This window comes from Lentzea sp. CC55 (assembly GCF_021056325.1).
Taxonomy (GTDB): domain Bacteria; phylum Actinomycetota; class Actinomycetes; order Mycobacteriales; family Pseudonocardiaceae; genus Lentzea; species Lentzea jiangxiensis.
In genome coordinates this window covers 521,534-539,144 of sequence record NZ_JAJCXE010000022.1, presented here as the reverse complement: position 1 = coordinate 539,144, position 17,611 = coordinate 521,534, and the positions used below count along the sequence as shown (strand labels likewise).

The window sequence follows — 17,611 nt, the reverse complement described above, 5'->3', positions numbered from 1 at the left end:
GTGGCGGCGATCCGTTTCCGCTGGTCAACCCACTGTCAGACCCGCTGAGTACGGTGGGTCGCGGGGGACCCTTGAACGCGGGGGACCCCTGCGCGAGCCTGCGTCAGGCGCGCACGAGCGAGTCAGGCGGTGCGGGACGTGATCGGCTTCGTCACGTCGTCCTGGCGCGGAGCGGGCATCAGGCGTGGCGGGATGTCGAGGCCCGCCACCCGGACCTGGTTGCGGCCGTTCTCCTTAGCCTTGTAGAGCGCGGCGTCCGCTGAGTGCTGGGCCGTGGCCACGTCCGGGCCGTTGTCCGGGATCACGGCCACGCCGATGGAGGCCGAGATCGCCTGCAGCGACTCGCCCTCCGGTTCCGGCGGCTGGATCTCGCGGCCGTAGAGCGTCACCACGTTGCGGTGCTTGTCGGTCGTCGGGACGGCCAGGGAGCCGATGGCCTCGCGGATGCGTTCGGCGATCGTGACGCCCTGGGCGACCGGGGTGGCCTTCAGGGCCACGACGAACTCCTCGCCGCCGTCCCGGCCCGCCACGTCGCCCGGGCGGAGCTTCTCGCGGAGGATCCTGCCCACCTCGGCCAGGACCGCGTTGCCCGCCGGGTGGCCCCAGGTGTCGTTGATGCGCTTGAAGTGGTCGAGGTCGATGACCAGGACGGTCATCGGCTCGCCGTCCAGGCGGCAGCGCTCTGCCAGGCGGCCCGCGTACTCGGCCAGGCCGTTGGTGTTCAGCAGGCCCGTCCGGTAGTCGGTGTGGGCGTCGGCCGCCAGGCGCTGGTGCAGCTGTTCCTGTTCGCGCAGCAGGCGTTCGAGGTGTGTCCTCCGCTCGCCCGCCCGGGAGAGCAGGGCGTTCACGAGGATGACCGGGACGACCAGCAGCAGCGGGCCGACCCAGTGGCTCGTCATGAGCATGCCGAGCATCGCGCCGGCGCCGAGGGTGCTCATCTCGAGCATGTTGTCGACCTTGGAACCCAGGAAGTCGAGGACCTTCGAGTTCGGGGTGACGATCTTGAACGCCGCGGCGACGGTCATCACCTGGACGAACCAGTAGAGGACCGCTGCTATTGCGAGGACCAATACCAGGCTCAGGTCCGTGGGGATGTTCCCGGTGGCCGCCAGGGAGACGCCGGTGAGGTGGACGAGGGCCCACGAGAGCAGCGTCGAGGCGAGCATGGAGGCGGTGCCGAAGACGAATCTGTACGGCTGGCGGCGGGCGATGGGCTGGATCAGGATGCGCATCCAGATCGTGGCGATCACCGCCAGGCCACCGGGGAGCGCGACGGCCGCGGCGAAGGTCCAGACCGAGGTCAGGTCGATGTGGGGACCGGAGGCCTCGTTGCGCCGGGCCTCTTCCGCTCTGCGGACGACGGTCAGGTGGATCGTGATGGCGGCGATGAGCGCGCCGAAGCGGAGCCAGTCCGTGGGGGACACCGCGGTGAGCTTCGTCAGGAGCCAGATGGAGGCCACTGCCACGGCCGCTTCGAGCACGAAAAAGTAAGCGATCGCACTGGGTGCAACGGTCCAGAGGTCCCAGTTGCGAATCGGAGTCAAGCCGAGTGCCCGCGATCGCCCGCGATCAGTCAAACTGTTCTTCACCACGACCCCCTACGCTCATGGAACACCATGAGCAAAGCCGCCGCTGACCAGGTCGTAGACCTACCTGCGCTGCTGCTCGCCGCAACGAGGAGGTGTCCTTCCATGCGCAACCGTGACTTCTGAACTCCACCTCTCCTCGACTGGACTTCAATCTTGCATCCGGATCATGCTGGTACCTCTGAGACGGATATCGCTATTGGTGACCGTTCTGTTTCAGATTGCCACCGCCTTCGAGTCGTTGCGACCTCTGGCGCGTCTCAAGGCGAAGGTGGCGTGCGTCGCCAGCAGCAGTCCGACACCGCCCGCTCCCGCGATCGTGGCCGTCACCGATCCGATCGAATGGGCCACCACGCCGGCCAGTGCCATTCCTCCGCCCTGGCTCGAACGCAGCGCCGCGCGACCGATGCCATAAGCGCGTCCCCGGTACTGATCGGGTAGCAGCCTCATCCACGCCGCACGAGCGGGCGTGTGATAAGCCCCGCCTATACCGGCGATCACCAGCAAAACGATCGTCCAGGTCAGGTTCGGGTGGAAAGCGAACATGATCAACGGCCCCAGCGACAGGATCGCCAGCGGGCCGATCAGCCGTTCCCGCTTCGCCGGATCGCGCACCAGGCGGAACAGCAGCGCCACTCCCAGGACGTTCGCCGCGGGTTCGATCGCGAGGATCAGGCCGACCGCCCAGACGGCGTTCAGGCTCGCCGCCAGCGGCACCGCCAGCCCCTCGGGCACCATTGCGAGGCCCGCGAGGAGGCGGACGCCCAGCAGCGTCCTCAGCCGCGGTTCGGCCACCATCAGGGTCAGCACGCCGCGTGGTTCTTCGTCGTCCTTCTTCTTGCGGCCCAGCGGGTCCGCCGCCGGGCGGTGCTTCACCGACGTCTGCACCAGGATCGCCAGGGCGGCGAACGTGGCCGCGTTGATCGCGAGTGCGAGGCCAGGGCTCGTGTGGGCCACGAGGAAGCCCGCGGCGGCGAGGCCCGCCATCTGGGCGATGTCGACGGACGTGCCGAACAGGGCCACGCCGTCGTCGTAGCGCTTGGGCGGGAGGACGTGGGGCAGGCTCGCTTCCTGCGCCGCCAGGTACGGCGAGGAGATCGCCAGCACCACGACGAGCAGCACGATCATGGCCCACAGGGGCATGCCGGGAATGGCCATCACGGCCATCAGCACGGCCTGCAACCACGCCGTCGTCACCATTACCGTGCGTCGCGGGAAGCGGTCGGCGACCCATCCCAGCAAGGGCCCGGAAATCAGCGGCGGGAAGAGCGTCAGCGACCACGTGAGAGCAGTCCACGCTGCGGATTGTGTCCGCTCGAATACGAGCAGTGACAAAGCCACCGCGGCGAGCTGGTCACCGGCGGTCGAGGCGGTCGAGCCGATCCACATGGCGCGGAACTCGCGCAAACCGAGGAGCTCGCGGAGGGCGCCGCGGGTCGTCATGCGCGACCTCGCGGGGCCGCCGCCCGCGCGCGGCGAATCGGCTCGTCCCGATTCGTCCTGCGCCGAGTCACGTCGCCCCCGCCGGTGGTAATCAATTTCTATCGACAATCACGGTAGAAGCTGCCTGACCGTTCAACGTCTGTCCTACCACAGTGTGTACCTAAACGGAGCAGGCCGGTTACCTAAAGTAGTTACAATAACAAAACGTAGGGCTGATCTTCTTCACAGTTGACCTCGGGCTCGCCTGATTGGACCCCAAATGGTCACGTTGTGTGTCAGCTGGTGCCGAACGGGTGTCCTCGGCTCGACCAACCGGTGCAACACCGCTCCGACTCCTGCCCGGCAGACCCCGTTAATGGCGAACGAGACGACGGTACCCGCGCCCGGGAGTGGCGCGTAATAGGCCACGCCGTTTGTCATGCGATCGGATGCGCAGTTCTGGCAAGTGTGGAAAGTCGACTTTCCCGCCCGCGAACCTGAACCGGTTTCGCGGGCAGGAAAACGATCACTAACGTCGGCGAAACGAGGCGCTTAGCGTCACGAACTAGCCGATTACGTCAGGACGTTCAGCCCTTCGCGGCGACCCGGCGGCGGCGAGCGACCTCGGCCAGCACGACACCCGCGGCGACGGAGGCGTTGAGCGACTCGACCCCCGTGGCCATCGGGATCGACACGGTCTGGTCGCACGTCTCCTTGACCAGGCGGCCGAGACCGCGGCCCTCGGAGCCCACCACGACGACGAGCGGGCTCGTCGCGAGGTCGAGGCCGTCGACGTCCACGTCACCGTCGGCGTCGAGCCCCACGATCATCAGACCAGCCTCGGCCCAGTCGCGCAGCGTGCGCGTCAGGTTCGTGGCCATCGCGATCGGCAGCTTCGCCGCGGTGCCCGCGCTGGTGCGCCAGGCGACCGCCGTCATCGACGCGCTGCGCCGCTGCGGCAGCACGACGCCCTGGGCGCCGAACGCGGCAGCGGAGCGCACGACAGCGCCGAGGTTGCGCGGGTCCGTCACGCCGTCCAGCGCCACCAGCAGCGGCGGCGTGGACGAGCGCTGGGCGAGCTCGAGGAGCTCGTCCGGGGTCGCGTACTCGAACGGCGGCACCTGCAGGCCGAGGCCCTGGTGCATCGCGCCACCGGTGATGCGGTCGAGCTCACCGCGCGCGACCTCCAGCACGGAGATGCCGCGGTCGGCGGCGAGGCGCACGGCCTCCTGCACGCGGTCGTCCGCGTCGATGCCCAGCGCCACGTACAGCGCCGTCGCCGGCGTGCCCGCGCGCAGGCACTCGACGACGGGGTTGCGGCCCGCGACGGTCTCGGCCTGGGCCTTCTCCGTCTTCTGGCGCCGCTGGCTCTTCACGGCGTCGGTCTTCGCCGCCACCTTGGCCCGCTTGTACGCGGGGTGGTTCGGGCGTTCCGACGCCTTGGGCGTCGGACCCTTGCCCTGCAGGCCCTTGGACTTCTGCCCGCCGGAACCGACGACCGCGCCCTTCTTGGAGCCCGGATTGCGCATCGCGCCCTTGCGCTTGGAGTTGCCAGCCACGGAAGTCAGTCGTCCTTCAAAGTCCACTGCGGACCGCCGGGGGTGTCCTCGACGGCGATGCCCGCGTCGTGCAACTGGTCCCTCAACGCGTCGGAGCGCGCGAAGTCCCTGCTCTTGCGGGCTTCCTGGCGTTCGGCGAGCAGCCGATCCACCAGCGTGGTCAACGCCTGCCGCATGCCGAGGTCGGCAGACGACGCGTCGTTCCACTTCGGCGACAACGGGTCGACGCCGAGGATGTCAGCCATCCGGCGCACGCACTCGGCCGCGGAACGGGCCGTGTCGTCGTCGCCGTCGGCGAGCGCCGTGTTGCCCTGGCGCACCTTGTTGTGCAGGGCGGCCACGGCTTGGGGCGTGTTCAGGTCGTTGTCCATCGCGACCACGAAGTCCGGGCACATGTCGCCGCGCAGCTCGACGGGGCCGAGGCGCTCGACGGCACGGCGCAAGAAGGACTCGACACGGCCGTACGCCGTGACCGCCTCCTGCAACGCGTCCTCGGAGTACTCGATGTGCGACCGGTAGTGCGGCGCCACCAGGTAGTACCGCAGCTCCTGCGCGCGCACCTTGTCGAGCATCGCGGGGATGGACACGGTGTTGCCGAGCGACTTCGCCATCTTCTCGCCCGACAGCGTCACCCAGTAGTTGTGCATCCAGTAGTTCGCGAAGCCGTCACCGGCCGCGCGCGACTGCGCCTGCTCGTTCTCGTGGTGCGGGAAGATCAGGTCGAGGCCGCCGCCGTGGATGTCGAACGTGCTGCCCAGGTACGTCGTGGCCATCGCCGAGCACTCGAGGTGCCAGCCGGGCCTGCCTTCGCCCCACGGGGTCGGCCAGGACGGCTCACCGGGCTTCGCGGCCTTCCACAGCGTGAAGTCGCGCGGGTCGCGCTTGCCGCGCACCGCCGCCTCGCCCTGTTCGACGGAGTCGAGCCGCTGCCCGGACAGGGCGCCGTACTCGGGGAACGAACGCACGTCGAAGTAGACGTCGCCGTCGACGTCGTACGCGTGGCCCTTGTCGATCAGGCGCTGCATGAGCTCGACCATCTGGGTGACGTGGCCGGTCGCGCGCGGCGCGTACGACGGCGGCAAGCAGCCCAGCGCGTCGTACGCGTCCTCGAACGCACGCTCGTGCGTATACGCCCACTCCCACCACGGCCGGCCGTGGTCGGCGGCCTTGGCGAGGATCTTGTCGTCGATGTCGGTGACGTTGCGGACCAGCGTGACGTCGGCGCCGTCACGGGCGAGCCAGCGGCGCAGGACGTCGAAGTTCAGGCCGCTGCGGACGTGGCCGATGTGCGGCACGCCCTGCACGGTCGCCCCACACACGTAGATCGACGCCGTTCCGTTGACCTGCGGGTGGAACTCCCGCATGGACCGGCTCGCCGTGTCGTAGATGTGGAGGCTCACACGGGAATGGTACGGGCCACATCCACCAGTGCGTCCGGGCGGTCACTCGTCGGAACCGGGTTGACGAGCCGGAAGGAGCAACCGACGGCCTCGGCTCCTCCGTCCGCCTCCTGGCTGTCGCCGACCATCACGGCGTCGCGGGGGTCGACACCGAGCCGTTCGCACGCGGTGGTGAAGATCTTCGGGTCCGGCTTGATGACGCCTTCCTCGTACGAGAGCACGAACTCGTCCACGAGGTGGGTGAGGCCGTGGTGCTCGAAGACCGCGCGGATGTCCCACCCGATGTTGCTGACGACCGCGACGGGCACGTCCCGCAGGTGCTCCAGCGCCTCCCTGGTGTCCGGGTACGGCACCCACGAGGCGGGGTGCAGCAGCTGGTCGTACAACGCCTCGGCGTCCGGCACGAGCGCGTCGTTCAGGACGCGCACGTGGACCCAGCGGTGCACGTCCGCGTCGAGGTCGCGGCGGTACCAGGCGTCGGCCAGTTCGGGGTCCACGTCGTCGGCGATGCCGACCGGGGCGGTGAGGGCACGCATCAGGTCGCCGTTGGACTCGAGCTCGGGGTGCTCGAGCCGGAACAGCGTGCCGGAGAAGTCGAAGAGCGCGGCGCGGATCGTCACACCCCCGACTCTACGTGCCGGACGGCTAGGTGGTCTGGACCTTTTGGAGTTCGGTCCTGAACGCCGCGTCGTCGTAGGACAGGACCAGCTGCAGGTCGCCCGCTCGGCGTTCGCTGGCGGCGATGAACTCCTCGACGAACCGCTCGATCTGCCGCAACGGCTCGTCGGCGAGGTGCGCCGCGGTCCGGTAGAGCGCGGTGAAGCGGTCCGGGGTCGTCGTGCCGCGCAGGTCGGCGGACCAGTCGAGCAGCTTCTCGTACGCCTCGACGAACAGGTTCGCGAGGTGGCGGATCTTGTCGCTGTCCCCCGGCTTGCCCGCCGGGCCGAACGCCCACTGCTGCCGGCCGGGCGAGAGGAGGTCCGCGATGCCGTTGAGGACGCCGTCGAACGTGCGGGACTTCGCTGTGAGGTTGTCCAGCGCGTCGGTGTCCGTCGTGATCTCGCGTCCGGGCGCCGCGTACCCCATCTCGTGGTTGATCTGCTTGTCCTTGAGCTTGCGCATGTGCAGCGCCACGGTGTCCGCGAACAGCTGGTACTCCCAGCCGGCCGCCGAAGCGCCGACGGCCGCGCCGACCTTCCGCGCGATCATCTCGGCCAGCTCGCGCGGGGTGCGGTCGCGCAGGTCGAGGTAGCCGGTGCCGACGCGCAGCGCGGGGATCTCGGTGTCGTCGAACCGGACCGGCAGCACGTACTCGGTGTCGGAGACGAGCGCGCGGTCGAACGCCGCCTGCCGCTCGTGCTTCGTCCACATCTTCCTGGCGTACGCCTCCGAAATGAACATCACGCAGAAGCGCGAGTCGTGGCGGTAGATCCGGTCGAGGTGCTCGACCAGGTTCTTGCCCCAGAGGTCGGCTTGCTCGTCGGTGTCGTAGAAGCGGGACACGCCCAGTTCCGTGAGGTGGCGCGCCACCTCGTCGACGTAGGGGCGGTCTTCACCGGCGAAGGAGAGGCACACGTCGTACTTGGGCACGACGCGCATGGTAGTGGCGGGAACCACACCGCCGGCGGGGGAGTTGTCCCGGTATGAGCCTGGGGTTCCTGTTCGCGATGTCGCTGCCCGCGTTGGTGGCGGCGCTGTTCGTCCTCGCCGTCGTCGAGCGGTTCGTGCGGAGGAAGAAGAAGGGCACGCCGATGGCCACCGCGGGCATCGGCGAGCTGGGGGCGACGTTCGAGACGGGCAAGCGCGACGAGCTCGAGTACCGCAAGGAGGAGCGGCAGCTGCGCGACGAGGAGGGCGACGCCGCACCACCGAGGAGCCGGGTGGACCTCGACGGCGGTACCGCGGTGCTGAACGTGCCCGCTCAGCGGCGGCCCAGCTAGGCGGTGGGGATCAGCAGCGCGGTCGCGATGGCCGCGATGCCCTCACCGCGACCGGTCAGGCCGAGGCCGTCCGTGGTGGTGCCGGCGACGGAGACCGGGCCGCCGACGGCCGCGGAAAGCGTTTCCTGCGCCTCGGCGCGGCGCTTGCCGATGCGTGGCTCGTTGCCGATGACCTGCACTGTGGCATTTCCCACACGGTATCCGGCCTCTTCGACGAGGCGGCGCACCTCCGTGAGCAGGACCACGCCGTGCGCGCCCGACCAGCGCGGGTCCGACGTGCCGAAGACGGCGCCCAGGTCGCCGAGGCCCGCCGCGGAGAGCAGCGCGTCGCACAGCGCGTGCGAGGCCACGTCGCCGTCGGAGTGGCCCGCGCACCCGTCGACGCCCTCCCACAGCAGGCCGGCGACCCAGCACTCACGACCTGCCTCGACGGGGTGGACGTCGACGCCCTGGCCGATCCTCACTCCTGGCCTCCGCTGAACAGTGCTTCCGCGACCGCGAGGTCGAACGGGGTGGTGATCTTCATGGCGTGGGCGTGTCCGGGAACCGTGTGGACCGCGACACCGTTCTTCTCCACGAGAGCAGCGTCATCAGTCGCGGCGACACCGGAGCTGTAGGCGGCTTTGAGAGTCTCGGCGCGGAAACCCTGCGGGGTCTGCACGACCCGCAGTGCCGCTCGATCAGGTGTGGAGACGACCACTCCGACCTCGTCCACCTGCTTGATCGTGTCGGCGACCGGCAACACCGGGATGACGGCGTCGTGCCCGTCGCGGACCGCGGCCACGACACCGGCGATGACCTCGGGAGGGGTGAAGGCACGAGCAGCGTCGTGGACCAGCACGATCGACGTGTCCGGAATCACGCGGAGCGCGTGGTCGAGGGCGAGCCGCACGGAGTCGGTGCGCTCGGCACCCCCTGAAAGCACGTGCACCGCCCCGCCGGCCGGGGCCAGCGAGGCGGTTGCGGAGTGCACTTGGTCCACATCGGACGGTGGCGCGGCGATGACCACGTGCTGCACCTGGCCCGACTCGAACAGGCCGAGAACGGCACGGGTCAACAGCGGTACCCCGTTGACCGGCACGAGCGCCTTGGGCATCCCGTAGCCCAGGCGCTCACCCCGCCCTGCCGCGGGCACGAGCGCGACAACACTCATGTTCGCGACTGAATCCGATGCTCTTCAGGTGTTCCGGTGAAAACTACGAGGCCGTGGCGAGAACTTCGTCGAGGAGGACCTCGGCCTTGTCCTCGTCGGTGCCCTCGGCCAGCGCCAGCTCGCTGACCAGTATCTGCCGCGCCTTCGCCAGCATCCGCTTCTCGCCGGCGGAAAGCCCGCGATCCTTCTCGCGCCGCCAGAGGTCGCGCACCACTTCCGCAACCTTGTTCACGTCGCCGGAGGCGAGCTTCTCAAGGTTGGCCTTGTACCGCCGAGACCAGTTGGTCGGCTCCTCCGTGTGGGGAGCGCGCAAGACCTCGAAAACCCGGTCGAGCCCTTCCTGGCCGACAACGTCGCGCACGCCTACGATTTCGGCGTTGTCAGCGGGAACCCGAACGGTGAGATCGCCCTGCGCAACCTTGAGAACGAGGTACTTCTTCTCCTCGCCCTTGATCACGCGGGTCTCGATCGCTTCGATGAGAGCGGCACCGTGGTGCGGGTAGACGACGGTCTCTCCGACCTTGAAAACCATGTGTCCTCTGCCCCTTTCGATGCCTCCATCCTAACACGCCCGGCAACCCTCCGATTGCTGCTCGATGATCCGTTAGTGCTGGTCAGGGCCATGCGGGGGGTTGACAAAACACCTGTTCGCGTGCAAGGTACGTCTCACCGAAGATCGACTGGCAGCCCAACGCGTCCTCGATTCGGGTCCCGGTTAGGCTCCTCGCCTGGTGGTTGTTCCCTAGGAAGGACGCTGGAGCCGTGAACTCAGGAGTGTCTCGCCGGTTTATCGTGACGGCAGCGCTGGCCGCTGGCCTCGGCCTGGTGGCGGTCGGCTGCAGCGCCGGTCAGGTCACCCAGACCGACACCCAGGTCGCCGCCGTCGACGGTGCGAGCGGCAACGCGGGGCCCATCGCGGTCCGCAACGCCATGCTCGCCTTCCCGGCGGAGGGCAACCGGTACCACGAGGGCGAGGACGTCCCGCTGACGTTCGTCATCGCGAACACGGGTACCGACCCGGACAAGCTGCTGTCGATCAAGTCCGAGGCCTCCGGGTCCGAGCTCGAGGTCGCCGGCTCGAAGGACATCCCGGCGGGCTACGCGCTGCGGGCCGAGTACGACGCCTCGAAGGCGCCGGTGAAGACCTCCGCGCCCTCGTCCTCCGCCTCGTCGAGCGCGCCTTCGTCCTCGAACGCGCCGTCGTCGTCCGTCTCGCCGACCTCGGGCGCCCCGTCGTCCTCGTCGGTCGCGCCCACGTCGGGCTCGGTGCCGCCGTCGTCGAGCGCCGCGTCGTCCTCCGGCCGCCCGTCCGGCTCGTCGGCCGCCCCCACCTCGGCGTCGGCCGCGAAGGACCAGGAGCTCGAGGTCCTGCAGATCCGCTGCACCCTGAAGAAGCTGAACCGCGACGTGGTGGCCGCCCAGACGGTCAAGGTCACGTTCCTCTTCGAGAAGGCCGGCTCCCTGACGCTGGAGGTGCCGGTGGCGCCGTCCGACCACAAGCGCGTCAGCGAGGGCCACGAGGCCGGCGGCCACTGAAATCCGGCGAGTTCGCCCCTCGAAGCGAACTCGCGAGACGCACGAAACGCCGCTCCTCCCGCGATCGTGGGAGGAGCGGCGTTTTCGTGTGCGTGCCGGGGCTAGCGGGCCTGCAGCATCGGGCGGAACCTGTCGCGGTACGCCCACGCCAAGCCGATCTCGGCGGCGGCGACGAGCACCGCCACCACCACGCCGCTCGGCTCCAGGAAGACGTGGAACAGGAAGATGTTCACGACCACCGGGGCCAGCAGCGCGAGCGCCAGCGGCACGAACCGGCCGACGACGAGCAGGACGCCGGCGAGCAGCTGGACACCGGACGTCAGCTGCAGCATGTAGCCGGTCGCGTGGAGGGCCGCGCTGAACGCCACGCCCTCCGCGGCCATCGAGGCGGGGTCCGGGGCGGGCATGAACGCCAGGAAGCCGTTCAGGCCGGTCGTGGCGAACAGCAGGCCGGTCAGCACGCGGGTGACGACGGTGGCGTAGCGGCCGAGGGCGAACTTGCGGGTCTGCGTCGCGGTGGCGGTGGTCACTGTGTCCTCCAGGCTGTCGGGTCCTTCCACTGATGCGTCGAACGGGCGGCCCACCGGATCGACACAGCCGTCGGAAAATCTTCGAAGTTTTTCCGCCGGGCGCCCTGACGTGCGGCGACCGGGAGTGTCAGACCCGTGCTCTAACGTTCGTCCCGTGGCGAAGACAGCGCGGCCGATCTTCCGTTGTGCCGAGTGCGGGCACGAGGTGGCGAAGTGGTTCGGCCGCTGCCCCGAGTGCCAGGCGTGGGGCAGCATCGAGGAACGGGGCACCGCGTCGGTGACGCGTGTCGTGGCGGGCGCGCCGACGTCGAAGGCCAGGCCGATCGGCGAGGTCGACATCGAGTCGGCCCGGGCGCTCTCCACGGGCGTCAGCGAGTTCGACAGGGTGCTGGGCGGCGGCCTGGTGCCGGGCGCCGTCGTGCTGCTGGCGGGCGAGCCCGGCGTGGGCAAGTCGACGCTGCTGCTCGAAACCGCGCACCGCTGGGCGGAGTCGCACGGCCGCTGCCTCTACGTCACGGGCGAGGAGTCCGCGGGCCAGGTGAGGCTGCGCGCCGAACGCACCGGCAACCTGCACGCCGAGATGTACCTGGCGGCCGAGAGCGAGCTGAGCGCGTTGCTCGGCCAGGTCGACCAGGTGAAGCCGTCGATGCTGATCGTCGACTCCGTGCAGACCATGTCGACGGTGAGCGTCGAGGGCGTGCCCGGCGGCGTCACGCAGGTGCGCACCGTCGCGTCGGGACTGATCGCGATGGCCAAGGAACGAGGCCTCCCGGTCGTGCTGGTGGGACACGTCACGAAGGACGGATCCGTTGCGGGGCCCAGGGTTCTGGAACACCTCGTCGACGTGGTGCTGCAGTTCGAGGGCGACCGCCACTCCAGCCTCCGCCTCCTGCGGGGCATCAAGAACCGCTACGGCGCCGCCGACGAGGTCGGCTGCTTCGAGCTCCGCGACGACGGCATCGTCGGCGTGCCGGACCCGTCGGGCCTCTTCCTCACGCGCCGCGAGAAGGCCGTCGAGGGCACCTGCGTCACGGTGATCGTCGAGGGCAAGCGCCCCATGCTCGGCGAGGTGCAGGCGTTGGTGGCCAAGACGAACCTCCCGGCCCCCCGCCGCGCGGTGAGCGGTCTCGACTCGGCGCGGATCTCGATGGCCCTGGCCGTCCTGGAGAAGCGCGGCAAGGTCAACCTGTTCCAGAAGGACGTCTTCACCGCGACCGTCGGCGGCATGCGCCTGGTCGAACCGGCGGCCGACCTCGCCGTGGTGCTGGCCGTCGCCTCAGCCGAACGCGAGATCGCGCTGCCCGCCGACCTGGTGGTGCTGGGCGAGGTGGGCCTGGCCGGCGAGATCCGGCGCGTCAACGGCGTCGGCAAGCGCCTCCAGGAGGCCGCACGGCTCGGCTTCAAGAAGGCCCTGGTGCCGCCGGACCACGGGCCGTTGCCGGACGGGGTGCGGGCGCTGGTGGCGAACGACCTGGTGTCGGCGCTGGACGTGCTGGGCCTGAACCGGCGGCGCAGCGGTGGCAAGGGTGAGAGCGCGAACGACGACGAGTGAGTCGTGGGGGTGTGGCAGCGGTGATCGGCTGACCCGCCGGGCGGCACCCGGCGGGTGCCGCCCGGCGAGCGGCCTTGACGACTGAGCGGCGTTGGCGTTGAAGTCGTCCACGTACTCCGGCGCCTCGGCTGGCGGAGACCGCCCCTCCTTCCGGCCCGCCCAGCCGTGCCCGGCCGACGTGATCGGGACCGGCGGTGTCGGGCCCGGGAGCGTGCGGCCTGTCCGGCATGCGGCCAGGGCCGCGTGCCCGCGACAGCTGCGTGGCGCTGATGCGCCTGCCGCAGTAGGCGGCGGTACCGGGCGCCCCGGAGCGGAATCCGCAGCCATGATCGAATACGCGCGTGTTGGGGAGACACGACAGCGAGATCGGTGAGTTGTTGCGGTTCGCGACGTCCATGATGCCCCGCGAAGTCCGGAGCGCGGACCTGCTCGACTACCTGGACCTCGAAGAGTGGGAGCTGGTCCTCGACCTGCTGGGGGAGTTCGACGGCCACACGTGGCAGACGCCGCGCTACTGGGTCCTGCTCGCCGAGGCGGCCGTCCAGATGGACCAGGACGACGCCTGGTTCCAGTGGCGCTGCGTGGAGTCGGTCCAGGGCCTGTTGCGGGTCGAGCTGACGCTCTCGGTCGACGCGGAACCCTTGGAGGCCAGGGGAGAGCGTCCGCTGTGGGACGTCACGGGCCGGCAGCAGCGCGTGGCGGCGCTGTGGATCGAGTCCAAGCCCCGGCTGGGTCCCGGGGAACGCGCGACGGCCAGGCTGAGGCCGTTGGTGCCGCCGGCGTGGGCGCATCTCATCCGGGGCGACGTCATCACGTTGCACGGCAGCTCGCCCGGGACGGCGCGGATCATCGAAAAAGTGCCGCCGCGGCCCTGAGCGGACCGCGGCGGCACGGACGAGCTACTGCGACAGCAGCTGGGCGCAGCGGATCAGGCCCAGGTGCGAGTACGCCTGCGGGTGGTTGCCCAGCGAGCGCTCGGCGACCGGGTCGTACTCCTCGGGCAGCAGGCCGGTGGGGCCCGCCGCCGCGACGATCTGGCCGAACAGCTCCTCGGCCTCGGTGCGCCGGCCGGTGAGGAGGTACGCCTCGATCATCCACGCCGCGCACAGGTGGAAGCCGCCCTCGTCGCCCGGCAGGCCGTCGTCGCGGTGGTAGCGGTAGACGGTGCTGCCGGAGCGCAGCTCGGCCTCGATGGCGGTCACCGTGGACTGGAAGCGCTCGTCGGTCGGGTCGATGAGGCCCGCCAGGCCCACGAACAGCGAGGCGGCATCGAGGTCGTCGCCGTCGTAGGCCGTGGTGAACGACTGGACCTCGTCGTTCCAGCCGTTCTTGAGCACGTCCGTGGCGATCGTGTCGCGCAGCGGCACCCAGGACGGGTCCAGCTCGCGGCCGAACTGCTCGCCGAGCTTGATCGCGCGGTCGATGGTCAGCCAGCACATGACCTTCGAGTACACGTGGTGGCGCGGCGCGTGCCGTTCCTCCCAGATGCCGTGGTCGGGCTCGTGCCAGCGGCGCGACACGGCCTCGGCCATCGCCTGGACCATCGCCCAGTCGTTGTCCGACAACGAGCCGCGCGCGGTGGCCAGGGACACGACCAGGTCGACGACCGGGCCGAACACGTCGAGCTGCACCTGCTGGTTCGCGAGGTTGCCGACGCGCACCGGGCGCGAGCCCGCGTAGCCGGGCAGCGTGTCGATGACGGCCTCGGCGCCCAGCTGCGTGCCGTGCAGCGTGTAGAGCGGGTGCAGGCGCTCCGGGCCGGGGATGGTCTCCAGGACGCGGTGCAGCCACGCCAGGAAGCCGTCGGCCTCGGCGTACGAGCCGACCGACACCAGGGCGGAGGCGGTCATGGCACCGTCGCGCAGCCAGCAGTAGCGGTAGTCCCAGTTGCGGACGCCGCCGAGCTCCTCGGGCAGCGACGTGGTGGCCGCGGCCATGATCGAGCCGGAGTCCTTGTGCACCAGGCCGCGCAGCGTCAGCGCCGAGCGCAGCACCAGGTCCGTCTGCACGGTCGGGAGCTTCAGCCCCGCCGCCCAGTCCGACCAGTAGCTGGCCGCGAGGTCGCGGCGCACCGACTCGTTCAGCGGGTGCTCGGAGATGTCGTCGGTGCCGCAGCGCAGCTCCAGCAGCACCGGTGCGCCCTCGCGCGGCCGGACGACGGCGCGGGCCGTCTCCTGGATGCCGTCCGAGGTGATCTCCCAGTCGACGCCGGGGGACCGCAGCACCATCGGGTCCGACGTGCCGACGACGCGCAGGCCGTCGCGCTCGCGGAGGAACCGGACCGGCACCTGCCCGAACTCGGGGCGCGGCGCGAACGTGATCACCGCGTTGGTGGAGCCGGAGATGCGGCGGACGAGGTCCGTGCGGTGCGACGCCAGGTTGTGCTCCAGGTAGTCGGTCACCAGGAGCCGCGACCAGCGCGTCTCGACGATCATCGTGCCCGGCAGGTAGCGCTGGCCCAGCGGCAGCGACCCGTGCTCCGGCTTGATCGAGAAGTGGCCTGCGGCCGGTCCGCCGAGCAGGTCCGCGAAGATCGCCGCGGAGTCCGGCTCGGGGTGGCACAGCCAGTTGACCTTGGCGTCGGGCGTCACGAGGGCCACGGACCGCTCGTTGGCGAGCATGGTCAGGCGCTCGATCGGCACGGCCTGGTCGCCGTGCAGCCACGCCCGGCGCTCCTCCAGCAGGAACGCGAGCACGGTGGCCACGTCGGAGGGGTCGTTCACGTAGTGCTGGGCGAGCGACTCGCCCGCGCCGACCCGGATGCCCAGGTCGGGACCGTGCAGGCGAGCGAACGCCTTCTCGTCGGTCACGTCGTCGCCCAGGAAGATCGCCGCGGTGGCGCCGACCTGGTGGCGCAGGATGTCGAGCGCCTGCCCCTTGTTGGTCTCGACGACGGCGAGCTCGATGACGGCCTTGCCCTCGGTGACCTGCACGCCGTCCCACGTGCACGGGCCGGAGCGGACGGCGGAGAGCACCGCCTCACCGATGGCCTCGGTGGCGGCACGGCGCACGTGCACGGCGACCGAGGCGGGCTTCACCTCGAGCTGGACGCCTTCCTGGCCGTCGGCGATCTCTTCCAGTTCGGCTTCGAGCCGGCGCAGCAACGCCTTGGCGTCGCCGTCCAGGGCGTGGACGAAGCCGACGTCGAACTCGGATCCGTGCGACCCGACGAGGTGGACCTCGCCGGGCAGACGGGACAGCGTGGCCAGGTCGCGCAGCGCGCGTCCGGAGATCACGGCTGAGGTGGTCTCGTGCAGCGAGGCCAGTGAACGCAGGGCGTTCACCGACTCGGGGAGCGGGCGGGCCTGCTCGGGGTCGGCCACGATCGGAGCGAGTGTTCCGTCGTAGTCGCTGGCTACAAGTAGTCGCGGGGTCCGCGCGAGCTGGCAGATCGCTCGGCGCAGTTCGGCGGGGAGGGCCTCGGCGGTCAACGCCCCTCCTGGAGCACTCGATGGGTCAGGGGATCTGAAAGGATTCAGACCGAGGTCTGCGTGCCCAACGCCTCCAGGAACGACCTCGCCCAGCGGTCAACGTCGTGGGTGAGGACTTGGCGGCGCAGCGCGCGCATCCTACGGCGGCCTTCGGCTGGATCGATGTCGAGGGCGGCCTGCAACGCGTTCTTGACACCGTCCAGATCATGGGGGTTCACCAAGAACGCACTGGTCAGTTCTGCGGCGGCGCCGGCGAACTCGCTGAGCACCAGAGCTCCACCAAGATCATATCGGCAGGCCACGTACTCCTTGCACACGAGGTTCATCCCGTCCCGAACGGGCGTGACGACCATGACGTCCGCCGCGCTCATGAACGCGACGAGCTCCTCGCGGTTCACCGACTGGTGCAGGTAGTGCACGACGGGCTTGCCCACGCGGCCGAACTCGCCGTTGATCCGCCCGACGGACTGCTCGATGTCCTGGCGCATCGTCTTGTAGTGGTCGACCCGCTCACGGCTGGGCGTGGCGAGCTGGATCATCGCGACGTCCTCCGGGTCCACGCGTCCGTCCGCGATCAGCTCGTAGAGAGCCCGGATCCGGACGTCGATGCCCTTCGTGTAGTCGAGGCGGTCCACACCGAGCAGGATGCGCTTCGGGTTGCCGAGGTCCTCTCGAATCTGCCTCGCGCGGGCCTGCGTGTCCTTGCGCCTGGCCACCGCGTCGAGACCCGCGCTGTCGATCGAGATCGGGAACGCGCCGACCCGCACGGTGCGGTCACCGACCTGCACGACGCCGGGCCGGGTGCGCACGCCGACGGTGCCGCGGCTCGGCTCCAGGCCGACGAGGCGGCGGGCCAGCCAGAGGAAGTTCTGCGCGCCGCCGGGACGGTGGAAGCCCACCAGGTCGGCGCCGAGCAGGCCGCGGATGATCTCCGTGCGCCACGGGAGCTGCATGAACAGCTCGACCGGCGGGAACGGGATGTGCAGGAAGAAGCCGATCTTGAGGTCGGGCCGCTGCTCGCGCAGCATCGCCGGCACCAGCTGCAGCTGGTAGTCCTGCACCCACACCGTCGCACCCTGCGCGGCCACCTTCGCCGTCGCGTCGGCGAAGCGCTGGTTGACCCTCACGTAGGTGTTCCACCAGTGCCGGTGGAACGCCGGCTGGGCCACGACGTCGTGGTAGAGCGGCCAGAGCGTGCCGTTGGAGAAGCCCTCGTAGTAGTCCTCGACCTCCCGGGCCGAGAGCTCGACGGGGTGCAGCAGCAGGCCGTCGTCCTCGAACGGCGCCACCTCGGCGTCGGCGATGCCGGGCCAGCCGACCCAGGCGCCGCTGTGCGAGCGGAGGAACGGTTCGAGCGCGCTCACCAGTCCGCCGGGGCTGTGCTTCCAGCGCTCTGTTCCGTCGGGCAAGCGCTCCAGGTCGACCGGGAGCCTGTTGGCCACGACTACGAATTCCGCCCCGTTCTCGCCAATGTCCATGCTCACAAATGCCCACGTTAGTGC

General features: G+C 70.0%; 16 protein-coding genes. 4 read left to right on the top strand and 12 right to left on the bottom strand.

All coding sequences use genetic code 11. The features are described 5' to 3' along the window. Window positions 1–122: 122 nt before the first annotated feature. From L6E10_RS18400 to L6E10_RS18375, 6 genes are all read right to left on the bottom strand, one after another. Entirely contained in the window at window positions 123–1,466 is a 1,344-nt protein-coding gene (locus tag L6E10_RS18400; protein ID WP_236220717.1) for a GGDEF domain-containing protein, read from the bottom strand. Window positions 1,467–1,802: 336 nt separating this feature from the next. Continuing rightward, window positions 1,803–3,029, bottom strand: a complete 1,227-nt coding sequence (locus L6E10_RS18395; protein ID WP_236220716.1) for an MFS transporter — start codon at window positions 3,027–3,029, stop codon at window positions 1,803–1,805. A 566-nt stretch (window positions 3,030–3,595) separates the two neighbouring features. Next, window positions 3,596–4,567 (bottom strand): 23S rRNA (guanosine(2251)-2'-O)-methyltransferase RlmB, encoded by a 972-nt coding sequence (gene rlmB, locus L6E10_RS18390; RefSeq protein WP_236220715.1) that lies wholly within the window; start codon window positions 4,565–4,567, stop codon window positions 3,596–3,598. 5 nt (window positions 4,568–4,572) lie between these two features. Then, window positions 4,573–5,967, bottom strand: a complete 1,395-nt coding sequence (gene cysS / locus L6E10_RS18385; RefSeq protein WP_236220714.1) for a cysteine--tRNA ligase — start codon at window positions 5,965–5,967, stop codon at window positions 4,573–4,575. Further along, window positions 5,964–6,587, bottom strand: a complete 624-nt coding sequence (locus L6E10_RS18380) for an HAD family hydrolase (RefSeq protein WP_236220713.1) — start codon at window positions 6,585–6,587, stop codon at window positions 5,964–5,966. The genes cysS and L6E10_RS18380 overlap by 4 nt, the downstream gene beginning before the upstream one ends. Window positions 6,588–6,612: 25 nt before the next feature. Then, complete coding sequence (locus tag L6E10_RS18375; protein WP_236220712.1) at window positions 6,613–7,557, bottom strand: TIR domain-containing protein; 945 nt, start codon at window positions 7,555–7,557, stop codon at window positions 6,613–6,615. Window positions 7,558–7,610: 53 nt separating this feature from the next. On the opposite strand from L6E10_RS18375, the gene L6E10_RS18370 reads away from it, so the two are divergent. Continuing rightward, window positions 7,611–7,907, top strand: coding sequence for a DUF6191 domain-containing protein (locus tag L6E10_RS18370; RefSeq protein ID WP_236220711.1), 297 nt, complete (start codon window positions 7,611–7,613; stop codon window positions 7,905–7,907). Here L6E10_RS18370 and ispF read toward each other — a convergent pair. The 3 genes from ispF to L6E10_RS18355 are packed head-to-tail and all read right to left on the bottom strand — an operon-like array spanning window position 7,904 to window position 9,592. Continuing rightward, window positions 7,904–8,371, bottom strand: a complete 468-nt coding sequence (gene ispF, locus L6E10_RS18365; protein WP_236220710.1) for a 2-C-methyl-D-erythritol 2,4-cyclodiphosphate synthase — start codon at window positions 8,369–8,371, stop codon at window positions 7,904–7,906. The genes L6E10_RS18370 and ispF overlap by 4 nt on opposite strands. Continuing rightward, the gene (gene ispD / locus L6E10_RS18360) at window positions 8,368–9,060 is read right to left on the bottom strand and encodes a 2-C-methyl-D-erythritol 4-phosphate cytidylyltransferase (RefSeq protein ID WP_236220709.1); all 693 of its coding nucleotides are present in this window, start codon (window positions 9,058–9,060) and stop codon (window positions 8,368–8,370) included. Before ispD ends, ispF begins: the two co-directional genes overlap by 4 nt. 43 nt (window positions 9,061–9,103) lie before the next feature. Then, window positions 9,104–9,592, bottom strand: a complete 489-nt coding sequence (locus L6E10_RS18355) for a CarD family transcriptional regulator (RefSeq protein ID WP_065915127.1) — start codon at window positions 9,590–9,592, stop codon at window positions 9,104–9,106. Between the two features lie 260 nt (window positions 9,593–9,852). Between L6E10_RS18355 and L6E10_RS18350 the strand changes: the two genes are divergently transcribed. Continuing rightward, window positions 9,853–10,596 (top strand): hypothetical protein, encoded by a 744-nt coding sequence (locus L6E10_RS18350; RefSeq protein WP_236220708.1) that lies wholly within the window; start codon window positions 9,853–9,855, stop codon window positions 10,594–10,596. Between the two features lie 101 nt (window positions 10,597–10,697). Here L6E10_RS18350 and L6E10_RS18345 read toward each other — a convergent pair whose 3' ends face one another. After that, window positions 10,698–11,126, bottom strand: coding sequence for a hypothetical protein (locus tag L6E10_RS18345; RefSeq protein WP_236220707.1), 429 nt, complete (start codon window positions 11,124–11,126; stop codon window positions 10,698–10,700). A gap of 154 nt (window positions 11,127–11,280) precedes the next feature. On the opposite strand from L6E10_RS18345, the gene radA reads away from it, so the two are divergent. Together radA and L6E10_RS18335 are read left to right on the top strand one after the other, a co-directional pair. Beyond that, window positions 11,281–12,678 carry a DNA repair protein RadA gene (radA, locus tag L6E10_RS18340; RefSeq protein ID WP_236220706.1) on the top strand — a complete coding sequence of 466 codons (1,398 nt, stop codon included), beginning with the start codon at window positions 11,281–11,283 and terminating at the stop codon, window positions 12,676–12,678. A gap of 341 nt (window positions 12,679–13,019) precedes the next feature. Beyond that, the gene (locus L6E10_RS18335) at window positions 13,020–13,553 is read left to right on the top strand and encodes a hypothetical protein (protein ID WP_236220705.1); all 534 of its coding nucleotides are present in this window, start codon (window positions 13,020–13,022) and stop codon (window positions 13,551–13,553) included. 24 nt (window positions 13,554–13,577) lie between these two features. Here the strand turns inward: L6E10_RS18335 and otsB are convergent, their stop codons facing one another. Beyond that, on the bottom strand, window positions 13,578–16,109 hold the full coding sequence (otsB, locus tag L6E10_RS18330; RefSeq protein ID WP_236220704.1) for a trehalose-phosphatase: 2,532 nt from the start codon (window positions 16,107–16,109) through the stop codon (window positions 13,578–13,580). 44 nt (window positions 16,110–16,153) lie between these two features. Further along, complete coding sequence (locus L6E10_RS18325) at window positions 16,154–17,587, bottom strand: trehalose-6-phosphate synthase (RefSeq protein WP_236221117.1); 1,434 nt, start codon at window positions 17,585–17,587, stop codon at window positions 16,154–16,156. Window positions 17,588–17,611: the final 24 nt, after the last annotated feature.

Bases quoted from the DNA above. Each gene is read 5' to 3' on its own strand.
- L6E10_RS18395 (WP_236220716.1), bottom strand. From the start codon at position 3,029: ATGACGACCCGCGGCGCCCTCCGCGAGCTCCTCGGTTTGCGCGAGTTC.
- L6E10_RS18370 (WP_236220711.1), top strand. From the start codon at position 7,611: ATGAGCCTGGGGTTCCTGTTCGCGATGTCGCTGCCCGCGTTGGTGGCG.
- ispD (WP_236220709.1), bottom strand. From the start codon at position 9,060: ATGAGTGTTGTCGCGCTCGTGCCCGCGGCAGGGCGGGGTGAGCGCCTG.
- L6E10_RS18355 (WP_065915127.1), bottom strand. From the start codon at position 9,592: ATGGTTTTCAAGGTCGGAGAGACCGTCGTCTACCCGCACCACGGTGCC.
- L6E10_RS18325 (WP_236221117.1), bottom strand. From the start codon at position 17,587: ATGGACATTGGCGAGAACGGGGCGGAATTCGTAGTCGTGGCCAACAGG.